The sequence below is a fragment of the Robertmurraya korlensis NBRC 107688 genome, assembly GCF_001591645.1.
In the GTDB taxonomy this organism is placed as follows: domain Bacteria; phylum Bacillota; class Bacilli; order Bacillales; family Cytobacillaceae; genus Robertmurraya_A.
Window position 1 is genome coordinate 28,162 of record NZ_BCVH01000006.1, and the last position, 24,977, is coordinate 53,138.

At 38.4% G+C, this 24,977-nt stretch carries 26 protein-coding genes; 22 read left to right on the plus strand and 4 right to left on the minus strand.

What is annotated here, in order from left to right; genetic code table 11:
- Positions 1–13: 13 nt before the first annotated feature.
- A complete protein-coding gene (locus BKO01S_RS10335; protein ID WP_066052900.1) occupies positions 14–403 on the minus strand; it encodes a DUF7147 family protein in 390 nt (129 codons plus the stop codon).
- Between the two features lie 155 nt (positions 404–558).
- Here BKO01S_RS10335 and BKO01S_RS10340 point away from each other — a divergent pair, with 155 nt between their 5' ends.
- The 3 genes from BKO01S_RS10340 to coaD all read left to right on the plus strand — a co-directional run bounded on the left by BKO01S_RS10340 (position 559) and on the right by coaD (position 3,331).
- Positions 559–1,986: a stalk domain-containing protein gene (locus BKO01S_RS10340; protein WP_066052904.1), complete on the plus strand. Its 1,428-nt coding sequence runs from the start codon at positions 559–561 to the stop codon at positions 1,984–1,986.
- A gap of 282 nt (positions 1,987–2,268) precedes the next feature.
- A complete protein-coding gene (gene rsmD / locus BKO01S_RS10345; protein WP_066052907.1) occupies positions 2,269–2,832 on the plus strand; it encodes a 16S rRNA (guanine(966)-N(2))-methyltransferase RsmD in 564 nt (187 codons plus the stop codon).
- Positions 2,833–2,845: 13 nt separating this feature from the next.
- Positions 2,846–3,331: a pantetheine-phosphate adenylyltransferase gene (gene coaD / locus BKO01S_RS10350; RefSeq protein WP_066052910.1), complete on the plus strand. Its 486-nt coding sequence runs from the start codon at positions 2,846–2,848 to the stop codon at positions 3,329–3,331.
- Between the two features lie 41 nt (positions 3,332–3,372).
- Here coaD and spoVV read toward each other — a convergent pair whose 3' ends face one another.
- Entirely contained in the window at positions 3,373–4,590 is a 1,218-nt protein-coding gene (spoVV, locus tag BKO01S_RS10355; protein ID WP_066052913.1) for a dipicolinic acid transporter SpoVV, read from the minus strand.
- 209 nt (positions 4,591–4,799) lie between these two features.
- Between spoVV and BKO01S_RS10360 the strand changes: the two genes are divergently transcribed.
- Positions 4,800–5,582 carry a patatin-like phospholipase family protein gene (locus BKO01S_RS10360; protein ID WP_066052916.1) on the plus strand — a complete coding sequence of 261 codons (783 nt, stop codon included), beginning with the start codon at positions 4,800–4,802 and terminating at the stop codon, positions 5,580–5,582.
- 6 nt (positions 5,583–5,588) lie between these two features.
- Positions 5,589–6,617, plus strand: coding sequence for a SepM family pheromone-processing serine protease (locus tag BKO01S_RS10365; protein WP_066052921.1), 1,029 nt, complete (start codon positions 5,589–5,591; stop codon positions 6,615–6,617).
- Between the two features lie 9 nt (positions 6,618–6,626).
- Here BKO01S_RS10365 and BKO01S_RS10370 read toward each other — a convergent pair whose 3' ends face one another.
- Positions 6,627–7,853, minus strand: coding sequence for a nucleotidyltransferase (locus tag BKO01S_RS10370; RefSeq protein WP_066052924.1), 1,227 nt, complete (start codon positions 7,851–7,853; stop codon positions 6,627–6,629).
- A 164-nt stretch (positions 7,854–8,017) separates the two neighbouring features.
- Here BKO01S_RS10370 and BKO01S_RS10375 point away from each other — a divergent pair, with 164 nt between their 5' ends.
- From BKO01S_RS10375 to BKO01S_RS10390, 4 genes are all read left to right on the plus strand, one after another.
- The gene (locus tag BKO01S_RS10375) at positions 8,018–8,542 is read left to right on the plus strand and encodes a YceD family protein (protein WP_066052928.1); all 525 of its coding nucleotides are present in this window, start codon (positions 8,018–8,020) and stop codon (positions 8,540–8,542) included.
- An 86-nt stretch (positions 8,543–8,628) separates the two neighbouring features.
- Positions 8,629–8,802: a 50S ribosomal protein L32 gene (rpmF, locus tag BKO01S_RS10380; RefSeq protein WP_023615018.1), complete on the plus strand. Its 174-nt coding sequence runs from the start codon at positions 8,629–8,631 to the stop codon at positions 8,800–8,802.
- A gap of 86 nt (positions 8,803–8,888) precedes the next feature.
- Positions 8,889–9,644: an enoyl-CoA hydratase/isomerase family protein gene (locus BKO01S_RS10385; protein WP_066052930.1), complete on the plus strand. Its 756-nt coding sequence runs from the start codon at positions 8,889–8,891 to the stop codon at positions 9,642–9,644.
- 119 nt (positions 9,645–9,763) lie between these two features.
- Positions 9,764–10,345, plus strand: a complete 582-nt coding sequence (locus tag BKO01S_RS10390) for an RsfA family transcriptional regulator (protein ID WP_066052933.1) — start codon at positions 9,764–9,766, stop codon at positions 10,343–10,345.
- Positions 10,346–10,393: 48 nt separating this feature from the next.
- Here BKO01S_RS10390 and BKO01S_RS10395 read toward each other — a convergent pair whose 3' ends face one another.
- Complete coding sequence (locus BKO01S_RS10395) at positions 10,394–10,858, minus strand: N-acetyltransferase (protein WP_066052936.1); 465 nt, start codon at positions 10,856–10,858, stop codon at positions 10,394–10,396.
- Positions 10,859–11,104: 246 nt separating this feature from the next.
- Between BKO01S_RS10395 and BKO01S_RS10400 the strand changes: the two genes are divergently transcribed.
- The 13 genes from BKO01S_RS10400 to BKO01S_RS10460 all read left to right on the plus strand — a co-directional run bounded on the left by BKO01S_RS10400 (position 11,105) and on the right by BKO01S_RS10460 (position 24,952).
- The gene (locus BKO01S_RS10400) at positions 11,105–12,442 is read left to right on the plus strand and encodes an acetyl-CoA carboxylase biotin carboxylase subunit (protein WP_066052937.1); all 1,338 of its coding nucleotides are present in this window, start codon (positions 11,105–11,107) and stop codon (positions 12,440–12,442) included.
- A 13-nt stretch (positions 12,443–12,455) separates the two neighbouring features.
- Positions 12,456–12,668, plus strand: coding sequence for an acetyl-CoA carboxylase biotin carboxyl carrier protein subunit (locus tag BKO01S_RS10405; protein ID WP_066052940.1), 213 nt, complete (start codon positions 12,456–12,458; stop codon positions 12,666–12,668).
- A gap of 36 nt (positions 12,669–12,704) precedes the next feature.
- A complete protein-coding gene (locus tag BKO01S_RS10410) occupies positions 12,705–14,240 on the plus strand; it encodes an acyl-CoA carboxylase subunit beta (protein WP_066052943.1) in 1,536 nt (511 codons plus the stop codon).
- Between the two features lie 103 nt (positions 14,241–14,343).
- Entirely contained in the window at positions 14,344–14,661 is a 318-nt protein-coding gene (locus BKO01S_RS25205) for a helix-turn-helix domain-containing protein (RefSeq protein WP_066052946.1), read from the plus strand.
- On the plus strand, positions 14,646–15,509 hold the full coding sequence (locus BKO01S_RS24370) for an IS3 family transposase (protein ID WP_369690996.1): 864 nt from the start codon (positions 14,646–14,648) through the stop codon (positions 15,507–15,509). Before BKO01S_RS25205 ends, BKO01S_RS24370 begins: the two co-directional genes overlap by 16 nt.
- 137 nt (positions 15,510–15,646) lie before the next feature.
- Positions 15,647–16,549 (plus strand): 2-dehydropantoate 2-reductase, encoded by a 903-nt coding sequence (locus tag BKO01S_RS10425; protein ID WP_066052951.1) that lies wholly within the window; start codon positions 15,647–15,649, stop codon positions 16,547–16,549.
- Between the two features lies 1 nt (position 16,550).
- Entirely contained in the window at positions 16,551–16,940 is a 390-nt protein-coding gene (locus BKO01S_RS10430; RefSeq protein WP_066052954.1) for a DUF3397 domain-containing protein, read from the plus strand.
- A gap of 96 nt (positions 16,941–17,036) precedes the next feature.
- Positions 17,037–18,671, plus strand: coding sequence for a bacillithiol biosynthesis cysteine-adding enzyme BshC (gene bshC, locus BKO01S_RS10435; RefSeq protein WP_066052956.1), 1,635 nt, complete (start codon positions 17,037–17,039; stop codon positions 18,669–18,671).
- A gap of 219 nt (positions 18,672–18,890) precedes the next feature.
- A complete protein-coding gene (mraZ, locus tag BKO01S_RS10440; RefSeq protein WP_066052957.1) occupies positions 18,891–19,322 on the plus strand; it encodes a division/cell wall cluster transcriptional repressor MraZ in 432 nt (143 codons plus the stop codon).
- A 38-nt stretch (positions 19,323–19,360) separates the two neighbouring features.
- On the plus strand, positions 19,361–20,293 hold the full coding sequence (rsmH, locus tag BKO01S_RS10445) for a 16S rRNA (cytosine(1402)-N(4))-methyltransferase RsmH (RefSeq protein WP_066052961.1): 933 nt from the start codon (positions 19,361–19,363) through the stop codon (positions 20,291–20,293).
- Positions 20,294–20,314: 21 nt separating this feature from the next.
- On the plus strand, positions 20,315–20,668 hold the full coding sequence (ftsL, locus tag BKO01S_RS10450; RefSeq protein ID WP_066052966.1) for a cell division protein FtsL: 354 nt from the start codon (positions 20,315–20,317) through the stop codon (positions 20,666–20,668).
- Positions 20,668–22,893, plus strand: a complete 2,226-nt coding sequence (locus BKO01S_RS10455) for a penicillin-binding protein (RefSeq protein WP_066052969.1) — start codon at positions 20,668–20,670, stop codon at positions 22,891–22,893. Before ftsL ends, BKO01S_RS10455 begins: the two co-directional genes overlap by 1 nt.
- Positions 22,894–22,990: 97 nt before the next feature.
- Positions 22,991–24,952 carry a stage V sporulation protein D gene (locus tag BKO01S_RS10460; protein WP_066052974.1) on the plus strand — a complete coding sequence of 654 codons (1,962 nt, stop codon included), beginning with the start codon at positions 22,991–22,993 and terminating at the stop codon, positions 24,950–24,952.
- Positions 24,953–24,977 lie beyond the last annotated feature (25 nt).

Here is a 24,977-nt window from a genome sequence, read left to right on the forward strand (position 1 = left end):
CCTTCCTGATCTTTTATTGTAGTGGAGCAATATAATGATTTAATCGCAAGATGCCTGTTACATACTGGTAGAATAATTCCTTTTCGGCAAACTCAGTCGAAGGTTTTACATCAAATTGAATAATTTCCTTCCCGCATTCAATAGCCAACTTTTCAAATAACTCAAAACGTTTGTTTTGTGTTATATGTGGATTGGGTATACCTTCTCGACAGATATACAGTGGTTGAAAGTTACCAGGATCTGTTGGTTTTAAAACAACGATTAAAGAAGTTACAGACCTTTTATTTATTTCAGTATGTAACGCCATGAAATGCATAAGTCGATGTTTGTTTGCTTTGGCAATTTCTAGTAACTCATAGATATCAGAATAACCTTCTCCTAATTCAATAAACCTTTGAATCAATGCAAATCCCTCCTATATAGTCCTATTGGACTCGCAGAATTGTGTCGAACTAAGTCAAATTTCGTATTTTTTTCAAAAAATCTGTGTGACGTTGTTCCTTCTATCTGCTATTGTAATGGTAAGAGATTTAAGAGATTTTAACAAGGGGAATGGATATGTGGAAGATACCGTTCACATTTTTTATTATATTAACAGCTGTTATAAGCGGCTTGCTGTTTTGGCAATGGGATGCTTATTCAAAGGAAATGGAGCAGCCAGCTGACATAGAGCTAGCTAGCCAAAAGGTTTCAATTAAAACAAATTCGGATACGTTAATTATTACTCAAAAGCTAAGTGGTCTTACCGGAAATAAGCAGTTTACTTTTGCTCTTCCAAGTGGAGTGATTACCTGGCAATGTATTCTTGAGGATGGTAGTGAATGTGAACAACAGGAAGAAAAGGTAACATCACTAAGGGCCGATAGCAAAGGAAATATTCAATTGCAAATTACATTACCAGTAAGACCGAATGAAAAGGCATTCCTTTTCAATCAATGGTTAGCTTCGTTTTCTAATGTTCAAGTGACGGATACGAAGGTCGAGCTTATAGATTCAACGAAGAGGAATGGGACATGGGTAATGGGGATTCCTCTAATAGGAAGCAACAAGCTTGATTTTATTGATTACTATGTTTTTGAAGGGCAATTAGCACATCCTTCTCTTTATTGGCAAGCTTCCCCTTTAGTTCAGAATGAAATCGATGGTAAACTTATGGTTTATTCCGAGCAGCAGGGAAGTCTTAGTCAATCTTTTAACTCAATACAGCAGATTTCGAACCGACCCCATGTGACGATAGTAATAACCAACCAGCTACAAGAGGGGAATGGAAACGGGCTGATTATTACTCGTCCGGATATTCAACCGGATATGTTGGAAAAAAAGCTTATTTACTCCTTATTGAAATTGAAATTTAATAATCTTCCGATGGAACAAACCTGGTTAGTGGATCTTCATGTATCTTTATTGTTAAATAGTGAAAGTCAGATACCGAAGAGTAATCAAATGATTCAAGAATTAAAATTGAAGCTGTCTGAAGAAGAGCTCGAGAGTTATCTTCAAATATTTCTGTCACAAGAAATCCGTTATTCTGCTAAAAAACTAGATGAAATTCTAGTCAATGTAACAGGAAAAACAACTAGCTTCTTTGAGTTAAATAAGGAGGAAGATACTTCTTTGACTCCGCTGTATTTCTTGGAAAAGAGGAATATATCTGTAGAGGAAAAAATACAAAAAAATCTTCACATTATTTATATAGAAGATCAAAAGTTATTTCCATTTGTTGATACTCTATCGGCTTTAGGGTTTCAAGTAAAAGTTCTTTCTGACAATGAAACATTATTGCTTTCAAAGGGACTAAATAGTTATCGCTTTTACGTGAACCAAAATATATTTATTTATAATGAAGAAGACTATGGGCTCTTAGAAAATCCACTTACAAAAATAAATAATACGATTTATATTGATTATCAATGGTTAACCTCATTATTTAAAATCCAGATTGATGAGGATGAAAATACGGTTTACCTGAAAGAATTAACGGAATAAAAAGAAAACCCTGCAGAAATTTCTGCAGGGTCCTTCTATATCCTACTGGATAGAAGGCAAAGGGAGAGGAGAAACCGGAGGAAGAACTTATGGGGAAACGTAAGTCTTCTCCGCGGTTGGCAACAACACCTCGAATAGATGTTGTTACTTACATTATCCCCACTCCTTAGATGAATATACACACAAAATCGATATTTTCTATATATGTGACAACTATTGGCTTGAAACCGACATTATGATAGGATAAGAAGGAAATTTACATCAATTGATAGTGGTGAGACAATGAGGGTTGTATCTGGTGAATATAAAGGGAAAGCATTAAAAGCAGTTCCTGGAAACTCAACAAGACCAACTACTGACAAAGTAAAGGAATCAATTTTTAATATCATTGGACCTTATTTCAGTGGTGGATGTGCTCTTGATTTATTTGCAGGCAGTGGTGGACTTGGGATCGAAGCTCTAAGTCGTGGAGTTGAGAAAGTAATTTTTGTTGATCGTGATGGAAAGGCAATTTCAACAATTAAAGAAAACTTGCAAACATGTGGATTGTTAGATCAAGCAGAGGTATATAGAAACGATGCGGATCGAGCACTAAAAGCAATTATAAAAAGGGAAATTGTTTTTGATTATATCTTTTTAGATCCTCCTTATAAAAAACAACAGCTTGAGCACTTGCTTGAGAAAATACAAGATGAAAAACTCCTCGCGACTAATGGAATCATTGTTTGTGAGCACTCGAAGGATGTTGTTCTTCCTGATAAGGTTGGACATTTGAAACAAGTGAAATTTGAGAACTATGGTATTATATCCATTTCCATTTATGCTCTTAAATCGGAAGAAGAATAAGGAGTGACGTCTTATGACAAGTATTGCTGTTTGTCCAGGGAGTTTTGACCCGATTACATATGGGCATCTTGATATTATTACACGAGGTGCTAAAGTATTTGACGAGGTATTTGTCGTTGTATTAAGTAATTCTTCGAAAAAACCGTTATTTTCAGTTGAAGAACGAACCGAAATGATTCGAGAAGTTACGAAGCACTTACCGAATGTTAAGGTGGATTCATTTCAGGGGTTACTAGTGGACTATGCTAGTTCAGTCGGTGCAAGTGCAATAATTCGTGGTTTGCGTGCCGTTTCAGACTTTGAGTATGAAATGCAAATCACGAGTATGAATAGAGTTTTAAATGATCAAATCGAGACATTTTTTATCATGACCAATAGTCAGTATTCTTTCTTAAGTTCAAGTATTGTTAAGGAAGTAGCAAAATACAAAGGGAATATATCAGAGTTAGTCCCGCCACTAGTGGAAAAAGCATTGATGGAGAAAAACACCGTTGAATAAAATACATAGAGAAACGAGCACACCAAATCGTGTGCTCGTTTTTATTTATTTACTTTCAATCGTTTTGAGTAAACAAAAATATAGATTACTAGAGTAAAAAGCGTAATGATTGGACCAACGTGTGAAACATTCGCGAATATATCAGAAAGCCAAGAGCTAGTCTTATTTGCGAAAACGGGAATTGCATTGGAAGGCTGATCATTTTGAGATAGTCCTTTATATATTGGGCCCCAAAGTAGGAAGGCATAAATGGATGCAAAAAAACCATGCATAATTCGTGCAATAAAATAGGGCTTAAAGGCAATATCCGTTTGGGAGGTGATACTGGCTACTTGTGCCTGAACACTAAACCCATTAAACGCCAGAATAAAGCTTGTAATAATAGCTTGCTGCAATAAAGTAGCTTCTTGAACCTGGCTAGTAAGTTGGCTGCCCAGTGTAATCTCAAATAAACCAGAAATAAATGGGATACTTAGTACATCAGGAAGATGTAACGAAACTAAGAGATACTCCACAAACTGAGCAAGAAATGCTGTGATATGTAGATGGAAGAGAATTTTGTTTATGACCGAAAATAGTATGATGAATCCACCAATCATAAGAAGTGTCTGGACAGATGACATTACGGCATCTCCTAGTAATCTTCCAAGTGGTCTTTTTTCTTTTAATCTAGTTCTGTGAAGTTCCCGTAAAGCGGTGACAATAGAGAATTTCTGTCCCTTATTCGTTGATTGTTCTTCATCATCTTTTCCATAAAAGCGCATCAGTAACCCGATAGTGATATTCCCAAAATAATGTGCTAGTGCCAATAATAACCCAAGTTTTGCGTTTCCGAAGAACCCTATAGACACAGCACCAAAAATAAAGAGGGGGTTGGAACAATTAGTAAACGTTACTAATCTCTCTGCTTCAATTTTTGTTAGTTGGCCTTCCTGTCTTAACCGGGCTGTTAACTTTGCTCCAGAAGGATAACCTGAGGCCATACCCATTGCTAAAACGAATCCTCCTACACCCGGAACTTTAAATAAAGGTCGCATAATTGGTTCCAATAAGATTCCTATAAATTTAACCACACCAAACCCTATTAGCATCTCAGAAACGATAAGAAATGGAAGCAATGAGGGAAAAACAATTTCCCACCACATGTCCAGGCCACGAATTGATGCATCCACTGATTCCTGTGGAAAAGAAATGAGTGAGATGGCCATTAATGTTACGGATAATGCTAGAACAACTGTTTTTAGTTTTGATCGAAACACACCTTTATCCTCCCTTGAAGGTGAACTGACTGGGCAAGTATGGAAAGAAGTGATAAAATATGAGAACGTGAGGACCCCTACATGGAAGGTTGCAAATACGGGATTCTTTTAATAGGTCTTGTCCTTATAAATCAATATACTCATACAAAATGAAAATAGACCATAAGATTAAATTACGTAACACAATCTTTTTAAAGGGGGAGGAGTACTTGTCTCGTCCGAAAATTGGATTAGCACTTGGTTCCGGTGGGGCAAGAGGTTTTGCCCATTTAGGTGTGATTAAAGTGTTACAAGACGAAGGAATTCCAATTGACTTTGTTGCTGGAAGCAGCATGGGAGCACTAGTGGGCTGTTTTTATGGAGCAGGGTTAGATGTTGAGAGACTATACAAGCTTTCAAAAGCGTTTAAGCGAAAATATTATTTAGATTACACCGTACCAAAAATGGGCTTTGTAGCTGGAAAACGAGTAAAAGAGCTTATTCGGGTTTTTACACATGGGAAAAATATTGAGGAGTTAGATATTCCTGTTGCGGTCATAGCTACTGATTTAATGACGGGAGAAAAGGTTGTTTTCAGAGAAGGTCCAATAGCAGATGCAGTACGTGCTAGTATCTCTATTCCAGGAATCTTTGTACCAGAAAAGCATAATGGTCGTTTGCTAGTTGACGGGGGAGTAGTTGACCGTATACCGGTTTCTGTTGTGGAAGAAATGGGAGCTGACATTATCGTTGCAGTTGATGTTAGTCCGGTGAAATCCACGGCTGAAATTACTACCATTTACGATGTTATCATGCAAAGTATTGACATTATGCAAATGGAACTTGTTTCAAATCGTGAGGTGAAATCTGACGTTATGATTCGTCCTCCCGTACAAATGTTTAATTCACGTGCGTTTACAAATATCGAGGAGATTATATCTATCGGTGAGGAGGAGGCTCTTAAGGCGGTTCCAAAGATTAAAGAGCTGTTGAGTAATTGGAAGGGGTATTAGAATAGAATGAACAGAAAATGGATGGGGCGCATCTTACTATATACGGTAGCAATTGCTTTAGTTGTTGCTGCATTTTTTTCATTACCATATTATATAACAAAGCCCGGTATGGCAAAGGAACTCGAACCAATTATTGAAGTGGAAGGTGGGTACGAGGAAAAAGGTAGCTTTATGCTTACTACGGTTGTTATGGGGCAGGCCAATATTTATACGTACTTGTTAGCAAAAATAAGTGAGTATCAAGAAATTTATCCGCTTGCAGCCATTCGATCGGAAGAAGAAAGTGATGAGGAATATAAAGTAAGGCAGTTGCATTCTATGTCTACCTCTAAACTTGCGGCTATTGAAGTTGCTTATAAAAAAGCCAATAAACCAATCACGTACCAATATAAAGGAGTATATGTGTTAAGTGTCATGGATGGAATGCCTGCTATGGGGAAGCTAGAGCCTGGCGATCGAATTTTTCAAGTAGATGAACTTACATTCAAATCATCAGAGGAATTTATAAACTATGTAGGTAAAAAACAAGCGGGAGATAACATCACTTTATATTTTGAACGTGATGACAAAGAGAATCGGGTTTCTCTTCCGTTAAAAATATTTGAAGCAGATCAAACCAAAGTAGGGGTAGGGATCGGTTTGGTTGATGATAAAGACATTGTCGTGGCCCCAGAGGTAACAGTTGAAACAAGTGATATAGGAGGCCCTTCGGCTGGACTTATGTTCTCACTTGAAATATATAACCAGCTAGTAAAAGAGGATTTAACAAAAGGCTACAAAATTGCAGGAACTGGGACGATTGATTCAAGCGGTACGGTCGGCCGTATCGGGGGTATTGAACAAAAAGTTATTGCAGCAGATAAATCAGATGCCGAAATTTTCTTTGCTCCGAACGAGGAAGGTGCTGCCGACTCAAACTATCTAGCTGCTGTTCAAACGGCTAAGGATATTGAAACGAATATGAAAATCGTACCGATAAATACATTTGAAGATGCATTAACCTACCTAGAAGCATTACAGGAAAAAGAAGAATAGCCCTTTGGGCTATTCTTCTTTTTTTGAAATGAAAATAGGTGCTTGCGTATATTCTAAGGAAAGGGCATTTTGTTGCTTGTTTTTTTCCATTCCAAGTGAATATGTTTTAGCAGCCTTAATATCAAGTTGAATTTCTTCTCCGTCATAAGAGGCCAATCTTGAGACGATTGGAAGACTAGTGTGCTTTTTCCACTTGTTTAAGTACTGCCTGCCCATATCAGTCATACCTAGAAGGCGTAGATAGCTGGGACGGTTACTTAATTCTTTCATCTGCTCTTTATTAGTATTGGTTAAAATATGGACGCATAGCCGCTGCAAACGTGTCCACGTATATCTTTTCGTTTTAAGCAAGGTCATAAACTCAGAAAATGAATTTGCTTTTTCCACTGTTTGTAATAGACGATTTTCAACTCCCTCTTCTACTTCGTAAATTCTAGCAAGTTCCCTTTTTTCAGTTGTTAACAAACGATATTGAAGAAGAGGCCAGTAATTTTCCCAGTGCAGAAATTGCCCAAAGCGCTTCTTATAATCCAACAGTTCTGAGTAGGTGGTATTAGGGACATAAGAGGAAAGCTCATTCAACTGTCCGTCATTTGAAAAGATAGATTTACGAATACTAGTTGCACTGGCAATATGGGTGGAAGAAAGTTCTGGATCATGATACCCAGCATTTTTTCTAGCAATAGTTAGTGGGGTCATCGGTAAACGTAACTCTTCAATTGCTCGAATATATTGAAAGCCAAGAATATTGTTTGGTTTAGATAAGTCCACCATCCCACTTGAAGGCATAAGCCCTTGGAAAGCCAAAGAAGTCGCACTCGGGTAGCTCATCCCTGCATTCATATTCTCTCTGATAAGATGATCGTATGTTTTTTGATTTTTATTTAAAAAGTGTAATGTAGAAAAAAAATCATCTATATGACCCGATTCACTTCCGAAGCAGACATAGTCACAACCTGCAGAAGCAAGTATATCAATTGAACCACGGGCAAAAATTTCTGCCTTTTGTGTAGCAAAGGCATAAGGGAGCTCAAAGACAATATCAACGCCACCTAATAATGCCATCCTAGCTCGATGCCATTTTGATAGGAGGGCAGGTTCCCCACGTTGTAAGAAAGGTCCGCTCATGACAGCAATGACAACATCAGCATTTGACAGTTTCCTTGCTTGTTCTACATGAAAGAAATGTCCATTATGAAATGGATTGTATTCAACTACTAAGCCAACAGCCTTCATAAAAAACTCCTTGATTTTATTGTGAAAAAAAAAGATAATAAGCAAATAATGCTTTTTTACGATTAAGAACGCACTATAATGTCTACATTATAGTGTAAAGAAAAAATATTGACAAATAATTATATGAAGGCTATAATTACCTTTGTTGCCTTGGGGTGATTCGTATGAAATGGACATTAAGTCAGTTACAAAAATATCGAAGCAAGGACTTTCCTGTCGATGAGACAGCTAATATGGATGAGATTATGAAAGTTGATCCAACCATACGTCGTGTATCACCAATTCGTGTGACGGGACGAGCTGATATAGATTCGTCAAAAGTAACCTTTCATTTAAAAATAAAGGGTTATCTCGTGTTGCCTTGTTCTCGTACGTTAGTTGACGTGAATTTTCCAATTGATGTCGAAACAACAGAAACTTTCCTCTTAAAAGGATTAGATTATGAACTTGAAGAGGAAGTTCATCAAGTAAAAGGTGAAGTGATTGATCTTTTACCGGTCATACAAGAAATCCTTTTGCTAGAAGTACCCATGCAAGTATTTTGTGAAGACTACACTGGAACAGATGGTGCTCCTCAATCTGGTAAAGATTGGGAAGTGATTCAGGAACAGGATATGAAGGATAAGATAGATCCTCGTCTAGCTGGACTTGCGAAATTACTGGATCAAAACGATCCTTCTTCACAATGAAATGTGAAAGAAGAAAAGAAACATTTGAGGCTCAAGGAAACTTGAACTTCATAACTTTCTTAATACTCTTTAAGGAGGTGGGAAGAATGGCTGTACCTTTTAGAAGAACATCTAAAACTGCGAAAAGAAAGCGTCGTACTCACTTTAAACTACAAGTGCCTGGTATGGTAGCGTGCCCAAACTGTGGTGAGATGAAACTTGCTCACCGTGTATGTAAAGCTTGTGGAACATACAAAGGAAAAGAAGTTGTAAACGACTAATTTGACTTGCGTAAGCGTCTTACTTAATTGTAAGGCGCTTTTTGCATTTTATTAATGTCACTTTAATAACTATTGGAGGGATTCTTTTGGCTTACGAGATTATAGATTTAAAAGAAGGCTTTTTACAATTTATCATAAAACGAAATGAAAGAAGAAATGCAGTGAATTTTGAAGTAATGGACGGACTTCAAAAAGCCATTGATACAGTGAAGAAAACGAACCATTTAGGACTTGTCATAACAGGTGAGGGAGATAAGGCCTTTTGTTCTGGAGGAGATTTGTCTGTTTTCCATAAATTAAAAACAGAGGAAGAGGCGTACGCTATGCTTTCTCGGATGGCGAATATTCTCTTTGATTTGTTTATGCTTCCGAAGCCGACCGTTGCCTTATTAAACGGAATAGCCATTGGTGGAGGTTGCGAAATAGCTACCGCTTGTGATTTTCGATTTGCCCATTCAAACGTTAAAGCTGGGTTTGTACAAGGAAATCTAGCCATTACGACGGGATGGGGTGGCGGGACAATGCTATTTGAGAGGATGTCTAATAGTCAAGCTCTATCAATGCTAATGAAAGCAAAAATTTACGAAGCGTTGGAATTAAAGGAAATGGGGTTTATTGATTTTATTTATGAAGGCTGTCATTCGGAAGGTTTATTGGCTGGGTTAGAAACAATACCGGCAATGGAGACGAATGTCATACAAGCTTATAAGCAAATCGTACTTAGTAGAAGAGATGAATTCCAATTGAAGGAGCAAGTGGAAAGAGAAGTTCGCCAATGTTCCGTTCTATGGGAAAAAGAAGCCCACCATGAAAAAGTAAACCGTTTCCTTAACAGAAAATAGTAAAAATATAAGCTTTTTTATGTTTAAAAGAGAATTTGTTACGAATCCTCTTACAATATCAGTCTATCTTTCCTAGTAGAAGCATATTATGAATAAAAAACACTAGGAGGGAATTGTCTATGCCAACAAATCGTCAAGATGCTTGGTCACAAGATGAAGACTTGCTACTTGCAGAAGTAGTTTTACGTAATATTAGAGAAGGTGGAACACAGCTTCAAGCATTTGAGGAAGTAGGAAAACAGCTTTCTAGAACAGCTGCAGCTTGTGGATTCAGATGGAATTCATACGTACGTAAGCAATACAAATCGGGAATTGAAATAGCGAAAAAACAGAGAAAAGAACTAAAAAAGAATGCAATGGCTCCAAGTGAGTTCGAAGAATTGGAAGAAAGTGTAGTGGAAGAGCAGCCTACACTTGATGTACAAAAGACTCAATCCTTTCAAATAGAATTCAATGACCTTGTGGGTTTTCTTAAGGAGCTATACGCAAAGGCAGATGCAAGCCAAAAGGAAGAGCATGATAATTTTAAGAAGCATATTCAAGACCTGGAAAAACAGCTTTATTATTTAGCAGCAGAAAATGAAAAGCTTGAAAAGGAATTAAAGCTCATTGAACAAGATTACAAGGCGCTTATAGACATAATGGAGAGAGCTAGAAAGATGGTTGTTTTACATGAGGAAGACCGGCAACAGAAAAAATAAAGGATAACAGAAAAAAGCGGACAAAAGTCCGCTTTTCTATTTTACTAGCTATTCCTGTTTCGTTTCTCTTGACCATATTAACGGGTTTTCACCGAAGTCGCGTCCGAGATCATATTCGACTGGTTGGAAGCCCATATGTATCCAAAAGTCTCTTGAATTTACTCTCGGGTTTGTCTTAATAGGAAGTCCAAAATTTTTCGCAAAAGCCACTAAAGCAGAACCGTATCCTTTATGTTGATAGTCTGGAAGAACTTCAAGCTTCCAAAGCTCTAAATAGTCACACGGTGGTTCGAAGTAACGATTGTATTTGGACTCAACTTGGTACAAGCTCATACGTGCAACCAGTTTATCTCCAAAATATATTCCATAAAAAGGAGACTCGCTATCGTTCTCTATAATATTTGCCTCTAAATCCTCTACCATTGAAAGCTCTTGTAAACCATATTCCTTAAATTTTTTAAACTCTTCTAGCGTTTTATAATTTACTTTTAGTTTTTCAACCTTGTATCCCATATACCTTCCCCCTTGTCTTGTTGCAGTGAATTTCGTTTTATTTTGTATAAGTTCATTTCCCCTTGAATAAACATGAATGGAAACTTCACTACAGTATATGAACTAGAATTATTTTAATTATATAACAAATTAACGAAAAATTCTGCTTAATATTGTAGAAAACGCTTACAAAATTAGAAGGATATTGGCAAGCTTTTGAAGAAATGATTCTAGATGCTGAATGTCCAATGAGAAAGGGGAACAAAGATGCAAAAAATTCTTATTGCTAATCGAGGGGAGATAGCCTCAAGGATTATTAGAACATGTAATAAATTGGGTATAGAGACCGTTGCTGTTTATTCAGATGCGGATAGGGATTTACCTTTTGTAGCTGAGGCTACTACCTCCTATCGAATTGGTGAAGCCCCTGTTGGAAAGTCATACATGAATCATAAAGCTATATTAGAGATAGCCAAGAAAGAAAAGGTAGACGCTCTACATCCTGGGTATGGATTCTTATCTGAAAATGCTAGCTTTGCCGAAGAGGTTGGACGTGAAGGGATTATATTTATTGGACCGACTCCCAAAACCATTCTAATGATGGGGGATAAAATTCTTTCTCGTGACAAGATGCTCGAAGCGGGAATACCTGTTGTACCTGGAAGTAATAAGGAGCTAACCACCAAGGAAGAGGCAATAGCGGCTGCGAATTCAATTGGTTATCCTGTTATTTTAAAAGCAAGTGGAGGTGGTGGGGGAATCGGTATGGTTCGATGCGAGGATGAACAAACGCTACTAAAAAACCTCGAAACTACCAAAAAAAGAGCAAAAACATATTTTGCAAATGAGAAGGTATATGTTGAAAAGTACATACAACATGCACGCCATATAGAAGTCCAGATTTTTGGTGACAAAGCTGGGAACATTGTGCATTTATTTGAAAGAGATTGCTCGATTCAGCGTCGCCATCAAAAGGTTTTAGAAGAATCCCCGTCTCCTTTTTTAACAAATGGCGTTAAAGAGAAAATATTTCAAGCGGCTGTCCAGGCAGCAAAAGCTGTAGGGTATGAGAATGCTGGAACCGTCGAGTTTATCGTCGATGAGGAGGAGAATTTTTATTTCCTTGAGATGAATACGAGATTACAAGTAGAGCATCCAGTTACAGAGGCGATTACTGGGATTGATCTTGTAGAATGGCAGATTCTAGTGGCAAAGGGAGAGACGTTACCTAATAAGCAGGAGCAGCTTCTATCACAAGGACACGCTATTGAGTTTCGATTATATGCCGAAGATCCTGTGACCTTTATGCCATCGCCTGGATACATTGAGCTATTGGATTGGGGAGAGGATGATACGAGAGTGGATTATGGGTATAAAGCGGGAGTATCGGTAACCCCTTATTATGATCCAATGGTAGCAAAATGTATCGTTAGAGGGGAAAACAGGAACGAGGCAATTGAGAAAGCATCTCGTTTTTTTACCTGCCTTCGATTAGAAGGAATAAAAACCAATGCTCCATTATTTAAGCAAATATTAAACGATATCGACTTTAAAAACGGGAATTATTCTACTAATTACTTATCTAAAAAAAGGTTTATCCAATAAAGGGGGACTTATGATGTATCAAATTACTTCAACAATGGCAGGGACCATTCTACAAATTAACGTATCAGTTGGTGATCAAGTAGAAATCAATCAGGAGATCGCCCTGCTTGAATCAATGAAAATGGAAATTCCAGTGGAAAGTCCAGGCAGAGGAATTGTAAAGGAAATCAAGGTTGCCGAAGCCGATTTTGTTAACGAAGGGGACGTACTAATCATACTCGAATAAAGGACGGTTCCGTCAACCGTTCGAGGAGGGATAAGGATGGAGAAGCATTTTTCAGAACAATTAGCAGCAAGAATTAGGAAAATTGAAGAGGGTGGCCACAAGAAATATCATGAGAAACTTGAGGAACAAAAAAAGCTTTTTGTTCGAAAACGATTGGAGCTATTATTTGATGATGGTATGTATGATGAAGATGGACGGTTTGCTAATTGCCAAGAGGAGAATCTTCCGGCAGATGGTGTCATAACAGCCATGGGCAAGATTCGAGGGCGTACAGTTTGCGTTATGGCCAATGATTCCACTGTTAAAGCAGGCTCATGGGGAGCGAGAACAGTCGAGAAGATTATACGTATTCAGGAGGTTGCTGAAAAATTAAAGGTTCCCTTATTGTACCTAGTCGATTCAGCAGGGGCCCGTATTACCGATCAGCTTGACATGTTTCCAAATCGCCGGGGTGCAGGGAAAATATTCCATAATCAAGTGAAGTTATCGGGGGTGATTCCTCAAATCTGTATTTTGTTTGGTCCATCCGCAGCAGGTGGAGCCTATATTCCGGCATTTTGTGATATCGTGATTATGGTTGATGGAAATGCCTCGATGTATCTGGGGTCACCTCGGATGGCAGAGAAGGTAATCGGTGAAAAGGTCAGCTTGGAGGAGATGGGCGGAGCAAGGATGCATTGTTCGATAAGTGGCTGTGGGGATATACTTGCCGAGAGTGAAGAAGAAGCTATCAATCAAGCAATAACCTATTTACAATACTTCCCGCAAAACTTTCAGGAAAGACCTAACAGAATCAAAGGTTTGGATGCGAAATTTGAAAAGCAACTGGAGGAGATTGTACCTACAAATCAAAATGCACCTTTTAATATGTACGACTGTATTCATACTTTAGTGGATGAGGGGAGCTTTTTTGAAATAAAAAAGCTGTTTGCAAGCGAGCTTATTACCGGACTTGCTAGGCTAAATGGAAGGGTTGTAGGAATAATCGCCAATCAACCAAAGGTGAAGGGTGGCGTATTATTTATTGATTCTGCCGATAAAGGAGCAAAATTCATTCAATTATGCGACGCATTTCATATTCCGTTATTATTCTTAGCAGACGTTCCGGGCTTTATGATCGGGACAAAAGTTGAAAGGGCTGGAATTATTCGTCACGGAGCAAAATTGATTGCTGCAATGAGCTCAGCGACGGTTCCGAAAATATCAGTTATTATAAGGAAGGCGTATGGTGCGGGTTTATATGCGATGGCTGGACCTGCATTTGATCCAGATTATTGTGTTGCTTTACCAACTGCACAGATTGCTGTCATGGGTCCAGAGGCAGCGGTAAACGCAGTATATTCGAATAAAATAAATGAAATCTCCGATCCTAAGGAACGTGTAGCTTTTGTAAAGGAGAAGCATGAAGAATATAAAGAGCATATTGATATTTACAAATTAGCCTCTGAATTAATCGTGGATGATATTGTTGGGGCGAATGATTTGCGACAGGTATTGATTCAGAGATTTTCCATGTATGAAACAAAGGACATTGTATTTAGTACGAGAAAACACCCTGTTTATCCTGTGTGAGTAAAGACCTCGCTTCTTGATATTATCCCCTTTAAGTAGACAGTGTAAAAAAGCCCAAGGTTTTATCTTGGGTGTTACACTACTATTTGGAGGGGATTTTTCTATGGCTATTAAGGGACAAACTTTTCAACAGTATTCAGAAGAATTTAAGTTGAAGGCTGTTGACATGTACATCAATGGTGAAGGCAGTTACAATACTCTTTCTACTCATTTGGGGCTACGTAGCTCAACTCAGTTAAAGAATTGGGTGAAAAAATTTGAGGAAGGTAAGAAGCTTAGTGATCAAAGGGAAAATTCTGGACGTCCCAAAACTAAGTTCCAAAGCGTGGAGGAAGAACGAGATTATTATAAGGCGCAGGTCGAATACTTAAAAAAGCAATATCCAAATCTCCACGGGCAGGTGAAATCCGAAAGGCAGTAAGGTTCGAGATCATTCATGAGATGAAAGCGTCATACCCTGTTACCTGGCTTATTGAAATAGCAGAGGTACATCCATCTGGGTATTACAAATGGGTAAAGACAATTGAGGCTCGTGAAAAGAGAAAGGAAATGGATAAGGGTTTAATGGAATTGATGCTTTCCATCCATTTCAAGCATCAGGAGTATGGCTATCCAAGAATGGTAGTAGCACTTAAGGAAGAGGGTTTCAAAGTTAACCATAAGAAGGTATACCGTTTAATGAAGGTAATGGAAATCCAATCGGTGATTAGAAAGAAATGGAGGTATTTTGGCAAAAAAGGATCCGTAGTGCACCCAAATTTGGTCAACAGGGAATTCAAAGAGAGAAAAGAAAATGAAGTCCTAGTAACGGACATTACATACATTCCCTTTCAAAATCGTTTTTATTACCTCTCAGCTATACAGGACATCTATAATAATGAAATTGTTTCGTGGAAACTATCAGAAAGGAATAACATGAAACTAGTTATGGATACTGTGGAGGATTTAAATAAAAAAAGAAATGTGCACGGAACCATTCTCCATTCGGATCAGGGATTCCAGTACACATCTAAGAAATACAACAAACGATTGATTAAGTATGGCATTAGGGGCAGCCACTCTCGCAAAGGAAACTGCCTAGATAATGCATGTATCGAATCGTTTTTTTCGCACTTTAAAACAGAAATGTTGTATCAAACAGATTGTAAAACAGAGGAAGAACTAATACAAGCAATAGAGACATTTATGTACGAATACAACTATAAAAGATTCCAAAAACGACTAAACCATCGTGCTCCAGTTGAATATCGAATCACGATGGCTGCATAGTCTTTTTAGAGCTGTCTACTTGACAGGGTTAAGTCCATCTAAAGAGGTCTTTTTTGATACGAATGACCTTTCTGATACCTTCTTTCAACCTCTTCTGTTAAACTAGTAGTAAAATTGACGCACCTGAGGGAGATACAATGAAAATTGCGATCATTGGCGGTGGCGCCGTAGGTCTTTTATTTGCTTCTTACTTACAAGAAAAAAATGATGTAATCCTTTACACAAGGTCAAAGGAACAAAGTGAACAAATTCGTAATAAAGGTTTGGTACGCAAAAAAGGTGATGAGTCTAGACCCATCCCAATTGACGTCCGCCCGATTAGTCACTGGGATGACAACGGGGTTGAACTTGTGATCTTATGTGTGAAGCAGTATATGTTAGAAGAAATGGTAAATAATGTTTCTCTTCAACCCAACCTCCCATTATTGTTTGTTCAGAATGGAATGGGACATTTATCACTTATAAAAAAACTAAACGCAAGGTCCATTTTTATAGGTTCGGTAGAGCATGGAGCAATGCGTGTAAATAACCATATGGTAAGTCATACTGGGATAGGGATAACAAAACTAGCAACTTTTCGAGCGGAGCAAGGGGATAAATGGATTCTTAAGGAGCTTTTCACTCAATCAATACGTGCTTTCCCTATGCAAATGGAACAGGACTATATGGATATGCTAACGACTAAGCTTGTTGTAAATGCGGTAATTAATCCGTTAACAGCTGTTCTAAATGTTAACAATGGAGGACTTCTCACAAATGAACACTACCAATTGTTATTTGACCAATTGTTTGATGAGGTTTGTCTAGCACTAAATGTAAATCACCATACATACTATAAAAGAGTAGTTTACGTGTGTGAAAATACGGCAACAAACGAATCGTCTATGCTAAAGGATATAAAAAATGATAGAAAAACAGAAATTGATGCTATTCTTGGATACGTACTAGAGCAGGCACAAAAAAGGGGAGTACAAGTACCATTAACTTTGGCCCTTTATCATTGTATTAAAGGAAGAGAATTAAAGGAGGAGAGGATGTAATATGGGCAGCTTTTTTGCTACCGTGTTTGCTACACTTGTGACCGTTCCAATCATAGGGTATTTTGTTGTATTTGTTATTACTAAACAGATAACAAAAAAACATAGGAAAGCAGTCCATATTGCTTTGGACACGACAACGGTATTATTTATCCTTTCCGTGCATTACCTTATTATAACAATATGGGACTTGTCATTGTTTTGGCTCATTCTTATTATAATGATTCTTTTGGCCATTTTTTCATTACTGCTTCAGTACAAACTAAATGAAGAAGTCGATTTAAAAAAAGTATTTCGAGGGTTTTGGCGTTTTAATTTCTTATTCTTTTTTTCTGCCTATATCATTTTACTATGTGTAGGAATCTTTTTAAGTGTCACACAATCCATTTCATGAACGTATGTAACATCAAAATGCAAAGGTTTTTATTTTCCATTCACACAGTGCTATACTGAAGATTAGAAATACTGTAAAGAGAAAGGAAGTACATAAATGGAGATGGTTAATCTCTTTCTCCCATCCACGAATCAGTTTGCTACCGATTATAGTACTGGGAATTCATTCATACGTCCGTTATTTCATTATCAATTTCATGAAACAGAGAGCTATAAGCAAAGAATTAAGGATTTGGAGAATATAAGCTTTAAAAGAGAAGAGCTCGCTGATTATATTGGGGAGTACATGAGTAAGTTTCCTAGCTCGAATGAGGTGGAAACCTCGATTTCTAAGTTGCGGAATCCGAATAGCGTGGTAGTAATTGGGGGACAACAGGCGGGAATTTTAACCGGACCTCTGTACAGTATACATAAAATCCTCTCTATTATATTATTTGCTAAGCAGAAGGAAGCAGAACTTTCTGTTCCTGTTGTTCCGGTTTTCTGGATAGCAGGAGAGGACCACGACTACGATGAAGTGAATCATATTTTTGTAGAAAAGGGAAATCAACTTGAAAAGTCGATTTATCCTGAAAGGGTTCTAGATAAAAGAATGGTTTCGAATATCGAAATCAAGAAGGACGATTTAACAAGTTGGGTAACTGATATTATCTCTTCCTATGGTGAGACAGAACATACGAAATCTTTGCTTCAATTTGTAGAAGCTTCTATTGATAAGTCAGTAACGTTTGTTGACTTTTTTGCACATATCACGATGAGCTTGTTTAAAAATTATGGCCTTCTTATTGTTGATTCCGGTGATGCGGGTCTAAGAAAGCTAGAAAAGGAATATTTTATTAATCAAATTAAAAATACAAAAGACATTGCCGAAAAGGTAAAGAAGAAGCAGAAAGAGCTTGAAGGCATCGGGATGACACAAACAATTGTCATAAATAATACTTGTGCCAATCTTTTTTATTATGATGAAGTTTCCCATGAGAGAATTTTATTAGATTATCATTCTGAGCAACAACAATTTGTTGGAGCTTCTGGTGTGATCTCCTTTTCATATGATGAAATGTTAGAAATCGCCAGCGAGTTTCCTGAACGCTTAAGCAATAATGTCGTGACTAGACCTCTGATGCAGGAGTGTTTATTCCCGACATTAGCGTTTATTGCAGGGCCTGGGGAAATTGCTTACTGGGCGGAATTAAAGGAAGTGTTTGAGCATTTTGATATGAAAATGCCTCCAATTGTTCCTCGGTTAACGATTAGTTTGATTGAAAGAAATGTGAGTTCAGACATGGAAGAGCTAGGGCTAGAGTTAAAAGACGTGCTAACTTCTGGAACGGGAAAACACAAGGAATTATTTTTAGAGTCCAACCGTGATAGCAGTTTCCAAGTATTGTTTGATCAAACGAGAGAACAATTAGTTAAAAATTATCGAGAAATTGAAAAGAAGACCGAGCTTCATTATAAAGGCATGCTACCGTTACTAGAGAAAAATGAAAATTTACTTTTAAAACAAATTGAATTTATGGAAAATCGGCTTGAATTGGCCTTATTACAAAAGCATGAAGTGGTTATAGAAAAATATAATCGAATCGAGCGTAAATTGAAGCCGGCTGGTTCGCCGCAGGAAAGGATATGGAACCTCTTTTATTTCCTTAATCTGTACGGACTATCGTTTATCGATGAATTATTAAAACAACCATATTTGTTTGATGGAAGTCACCAAGTGGTAAAATTATAAACTAGGAAAGACCTTGTCGTTTATGATAAGGTCTTTTTTGTCGGTTTTTAAAGGTTTTTATATCTTTTTATATGTTTTTATAAGTTTTTATAAGAAAAAGAGGAATCATTCTTTTCCTATATTTGCAGGAAAATACTGTAGGGGAGAGAATTTATAAAAACATGTGGAGGAAAGTGGGGGATTGTGGTACATTTAGGGTAGAGAGTGGGGGTAGCGGGCATGTTTATGGGTGAATACCATCATAATGTTGATACGAAGGGCCGTTTAATTGTGCCTGTCAAGTTCCGTGAACACTTAGGAGAAACCTTTGTGCTAACGCGTGGCTTAGATCAATGTTTATTTGGTTATCCTCTTAGTGAATGGGATTTAATTGAGGAAAAACTCAAGGGATTGCCATTAACTAAAAAAGACGCTCGTGCATTTACCCGTTTTTTCTTCTCAGGTGCGACTGAATGTGAAGTGGATAAACAAGGAAGAATAAACATTGCTACTCCACTAATGCAATACGCAAAGCTTGAAAAAGAATGCGTCGTTCTCGGAGTCTCGAACCGAATTGAAATTTGGAGTAAGACATTATGGGAAGAATATTTTTCAGAATCTGAGCAATCTTTTGCAGAAATTGCAGAAAATATGATTGGATTTGATATTTAAATATTCTATTATGGGCGTAATTCGAAAGGTGGACAACAATGTTTGAACATACTACCGTGCTTTTGCACGAAACTGTTGATGGACTCAATATAAAACCAGATGGCATATATGTAGATTGTACAATGGGTGGAGCGGGTCATAGCGCTCTTATCTTATCAAAGCTGTCAAAGGAAGGAAGGCTATTTGCCTTTGACCAAGATGATATTGCGATTGAAAATGCAAAGAAAAAATTAGCTGGATACGAAGGACAACTAACCATTGTGAAAAGTAATTTTCGTTATCTTCAAGAGGAATTACAAAATAGAGGGATTCAAAAGGTTGATGGTGTTCTTTATGATTTAGGCGTTTCCTCCCCACAATTAGACACACCGGAACGAGGATTTAGTTATCATCATGATGCCCCTTTAGACATGAGAATGGACCAACAGGCCGACCTCTCCGCATATGACGTGATCAATTCCTGGAGTTATGAAGCACTAGTAAAAATATTTTTTAAATATGGAGAAGAAAAGTTCTCCAAGCAAATAGCTAGGAAAATTGAGGCGGCTAGAGAAATAAAGCCCATTTCCACCACAGGGGAGCTAGTGGAGTTAATCAAAGAGGGAATACCTGCGCCGGCCCGAAGAAAAGGTGGACATCCAGCTAAACGAATTTTCCAAGCAATCCGAATTGCAGTTAATGATGAGCTAGGTGTGTTTGAAGATTCGTTAAATCAGGCGATTGATATACTGAACCCTGGTGGAAGAATTAGTGTTATTACTTTCCACTCATTAGAGGATCGAATTTGTAAGGTCTTATTTAAGAAGGCTAGTGAAACACCAGATCTTCCTAGGGGATTGCCTATTATTCCTGATCAGTACAAACCGGATCTAAAATTAATTACGAGAAAACCAATTGTACCAACAGAGGAAGAGTTAGAACAAAATAATCGAGCACGCTCGGCAAAGCTTCGTGTTGCCGAAAAGCTGTAAACCTATCTAGGAGGGAATAGGATGAGTAACTTAGCAAGGAAGCTTCAGCAGGAACAACAGCAACAAACCGTACAAGCACCTGAAAAGGTAAGAAAGACTATCTCATGGTTGTCTCCTGGAGAGAAAATCCTTGGTGTCACCTTTTGTGCTGCTCTGTGCATTGGTTCCGTACATATCATTTCAAATCAAGCGGCCATTTATGAGTTGAATAAGGATATTCAAAATACATCTGTTAAAATAGAGGCCCAACAAAAGGTTAATAATGATTTAGAAATGCAAGTAGGGGAATTAAGTACTCCAGACCGAATCCGCAGCATGGCAGAGAAGCTTGGATTAAAGCTCAATGACAATAATGTTAAGGTTGTGCAGGAGTAATGACAAAGAAACAGCCCAATATGAATGTGGGAGCAGCGATATTATTTATAATATTTGGTCTGCTCTTTTTTGTCTTAATTTTCCGGTATGTTACGATTTTGGCAACGGGAGAAGTACATGGTCAGAATTTGTCTGCCCTAGCGCAACAAAAGTATGAGAAAGAGGCAACGATCGAGGCGACAAGAGGAACAATTTATGACAACAACGGGGAAGTAATTGCGGAAGATACTGCTTCCTTCAAACTCGTTGCAATTCTTGATGGAACATTAACCACCAATCCCAAAAAGCCACGACATGTCGTTGACAAAGAAAAGACTGCCAGAGAACTATCGAAGGTAATTGATTTAGAAGAATCGGAGATTTATAGAATTCTTTCTAAAGAAGGTGCAAAGCAAGTAGAATTCGGAACAAAGGGAAGAGATATTTCGATTCAAGTAAAAGCGGAAATTGAAAACCTGAAACTACCAGGTATCACCTTTATTCGAGGATCTAAGCGATTTTATCCAAACGGTATTTTTTCCTCTCACCTAGTAGGATATGTTGATGTTGATGAAGAAACGAATCAAACCGTTGGAGAGCTTGGAATTGAAAAGTCAATGAACGAGGAGTTAACCGGCAGTAACGGGAAACTAAACTATCCTGGTGACTTCTGGGGGTATATTCTTCCGGGCAGTAAAGAAAACGTGACAGCTGCTAAAGATGGATATGATATTTATTTAACGCTCGATAAAAAAATCCAGACTCTTCTTGAGGATGCTATGAACAAAGTGGATGAACAATACGAGCCAGCTAAAATGGTCGCAGTAGTAGCTGATCCGAAGACGGGTAAGATTTTAGCCATGGCGCAAAGACCAACGTTCCATCCAACAACAAGAGAAGGGATTTCTGACACTTGGCACAACGAAGTGATTGAAAACTCATTTGAACCAGGATCCACCATGAAAATTTTCACTCTTGCTGCTGCTGTTCAAGAGGGAGTGTTTAATCCGAACGAGGGGTACCAATCAGGTTCGTATAAACCAACAGAAAATTCCCAAACCATTCATGACCATAATCGTGTAGGCTGGGGGTCGATAAGCTACTTAGAAGGTTTACAAAGATCTTCAAACGTAGCATTTGCTAAGCTTGTAAAGGAAAAAATCGGATATGATACGTTTCGAGAGTATCTAACGAAGTTTGGATTTGATCAGCCAACAGGGATTGATCTGCCAAACGAAACGAGTGGAAAGATTGTTTACCAATACCCAATTGATAAAATTACTACAGGCTATGGACAAGGTACAGCCATTACACCGATTCAGCAAATTCAAGCAGCAACTGCCATTGCAAACGGTGGGAAAATGGTTAAACCGCATGTAATTGATAAGGTAGTGGACCCAACGTCTGGAAAGACGATTACACAAACAGAAACAGAGGTTGTTGGAACACCGATCTCAGAGGAAACTGCCAACCAGGTTCTAGAGTATCTAGAGACTGTTGTAAGTTCTCCAAAGGGGACAGGGTATAATCGGTATAATATTGAAGGCTATCAGGTTGCGGGTAAGACAGGTACCGCTAGTATGACGCAGAATGGTAAGTACCTAAATGGGAAAAACGACTATGTGTTTTCGTTTTTAGGAATGGCACCTGCAGATAATCCGCGATTAATTATCTATGTAGCGGTACAGCAGCCGAAAATAGACCACTACTCAGAAGGATCTATACCAGTTTCAATGATTTTTAATCCAGTGATGAAAAATAGTCTCCAATATTTGAATATTGAACCAGCTGAGCAAAAGGAAGTAGAGCCAATTACCGTTCCGGATTTTCTGGATAAGAACGTTGGTGAAACCGAGGAGCAAATAACCAGTTTTGGTGCACATACAATTGTTATTGGGAATGGAACGAACGTTGTTGCCCAATCACCGTCAGCGGGAGAAAAGATACTCGCTGGAGAAAAGGTATTCCTTGTAACAGATGGAGATGTAACGATGCCAGATGTAACCGGTTGGTCCTTACGGGATGTTGTTAAGATTGCCTCGCTTGCTAATTTACAACTAAGCACAACTGGTAGCGGTTATGTGACTAAACAAAATATTAGTGTGGGAAGTGTCGTGGCATCTGGGGAACATTTGGTCATCCACCTTAAGGCGCCAACAGAAGAAGAAATGAAGCTTGGGGATGACGCTTCTGATGAGTCGGTAACTGAAGCAGAAGCTGGAACTGAAGAAGTGGAATCAGAATAAACTAAGAACGTACAAGTGATGCTTGTACGTTCTATTTTTTTTTGTACAAGCATATAGTGGAACGAGCCATATATGTTGTTAGGAGGTTCTAACGAAGATGCGAGTGTCGAATGTTACAGTACGAAAAAGATTAACGATTTCACTATTAGTAGGGTTTCTCATTTTCTTTATTATTGATGTAAGACTAGGATATGTACAATTTGCATTAGGGAATATTTTAACCGATGGCGCCAAAGATCTTTGGAGTCGGAATATCCCTTTTGAGCCCGAACGTGGCGAAATTGTCGATCGTAACGGCGTAGCACTCGCTACTAATAAAAGTGCTCCGACCGTCTATGTAGTGCCTAGACAGGTAAAGGATCCAGCGAAAACAGCAGAACAGCTAGCAGCTGTCTTGAACTTTTCGAAAGAGAAGGCATACCAATATGTGACCAAGTCGGCTTCCATCGTAAGAGTGAATGAAGGTAGAAAAATCACCCATGAAAAAGCAAATGAAGTCCGAGATTTGAACATAGAAGGAGTCTATATCGGGGAAGACTCTAAGCGTCACTATCCGTTTGGTAATTACCTCTCCCATGTACTCGGTTTTGCGGGAAGTGATAATCAGGGGTTAACAGGCTTAGAAGCTGTCTATGACAAAGAGCTTATGGGAGAAAAAGGTTCTGTAAAATTTTATGCAAATGCCAAAGGACAAAGAATGAATGATATGGCAGATGACTATGAGGCCCCTGTTGATGGATTAGATTTAAAACTAACCATTGATTCAAAGGTTCAAACAATAGTAGAAAGAGAGCTGGATAATGCGCAGGCACAATACAATCCGGATGGTATGATAGCCATTGCTATGGACCCGAATACAGGGGAGATTTTGGCAATGTCAAGCCGTCCGGGATTTGATCCAGCTGAGTTTCAAGAGGTAGCACCTGAAGTGTATAACCGAAATCTCCCTGTTTGGAGTACCTATGAGCCAGGGTCTACCTTTAAGGTTATTACCTTAGCAGCTGCACTTGAAGAGGGGAAAGTAGATTTAGAGAATGATCACTTTCATGACTCTGGATCGGTTAAGGTTGGTGGAGCGACCCTTAGGTGCTGGAAACGAGGGGGACATGGGTCGCAAACCTATTTGGAAGTAGTACAGAACTCCTGTAACCCAGGTTTCGTTCAATTAGGGGAAGAATTGGGAAAAGATACTTTATTTAAATATATTAAGGATTTTGGTTTTGGACAAAAAACAGGTATCGATTTGCAAGGAGAAGGGAAAGGAATCTTATTTAATTTAGATCGAGTCGGACCAGTAGAATTGGCTACGACTGCATTTGGTCAAGGGGTTTCAGTTACACCTATTCAACAGGTTGCAGCGATATCGGCAGCAATTAATGGCGGTACGTTATACACCCCTTATATTGCGAAGGAACTAGTTGATCCACGGACCGGTGAAGTTGTAATGAAAAAGTCACCAGTAGCGAAACGAAAGGTGATCTCAGAAGAAACCTCGGAGAAAATTCGTTACGCTCTTGAGAGTGTCGTGGCACAAGGATCAGGGGGAAGAGCCTTTGTAGAGGGGTATCGTGTTGGTGGTAAAACAGGAACAGCGCAAAAGGTAAAGGACGGAAGGTATATGGAAAATAACCATATCGTTTCATTTATTGGATTTGCGCCAGCGGATGACCCTCAGCTAGTTGTGTATGTGGCTGTTGACAACCCTAAGGGAACTACACAGTTTGGGGGAGTTGTTTCCGCACCAATCGTAGGTAGCATTATGGGTGATAGTTTGAGAGCATTAGGAGTAGAACCAAGAAAGGGTCAGTTAGAAAAAGAGTACAAGTGGCCAGATGTACCATTGATTGAGGTTCCTGATGTAGTTGGAATGACCAAAACAGAACTTGGTGATCTATTTGTTAATCTAAAAATCGAAACTTCCGGAGAAGGGAATATCGTTGTGAAACAGACACCGGAAGCGGGGGTAAAGTTAAAAGAAGGATCAACCATTCGATTATATTTTGATAATGTGGAAGAAAAAAAAGATGAGAAAGAGAAAGAGAAAGAGAAAGAAGAATAGACTGATTTAATGTGTAGGCGGCGAA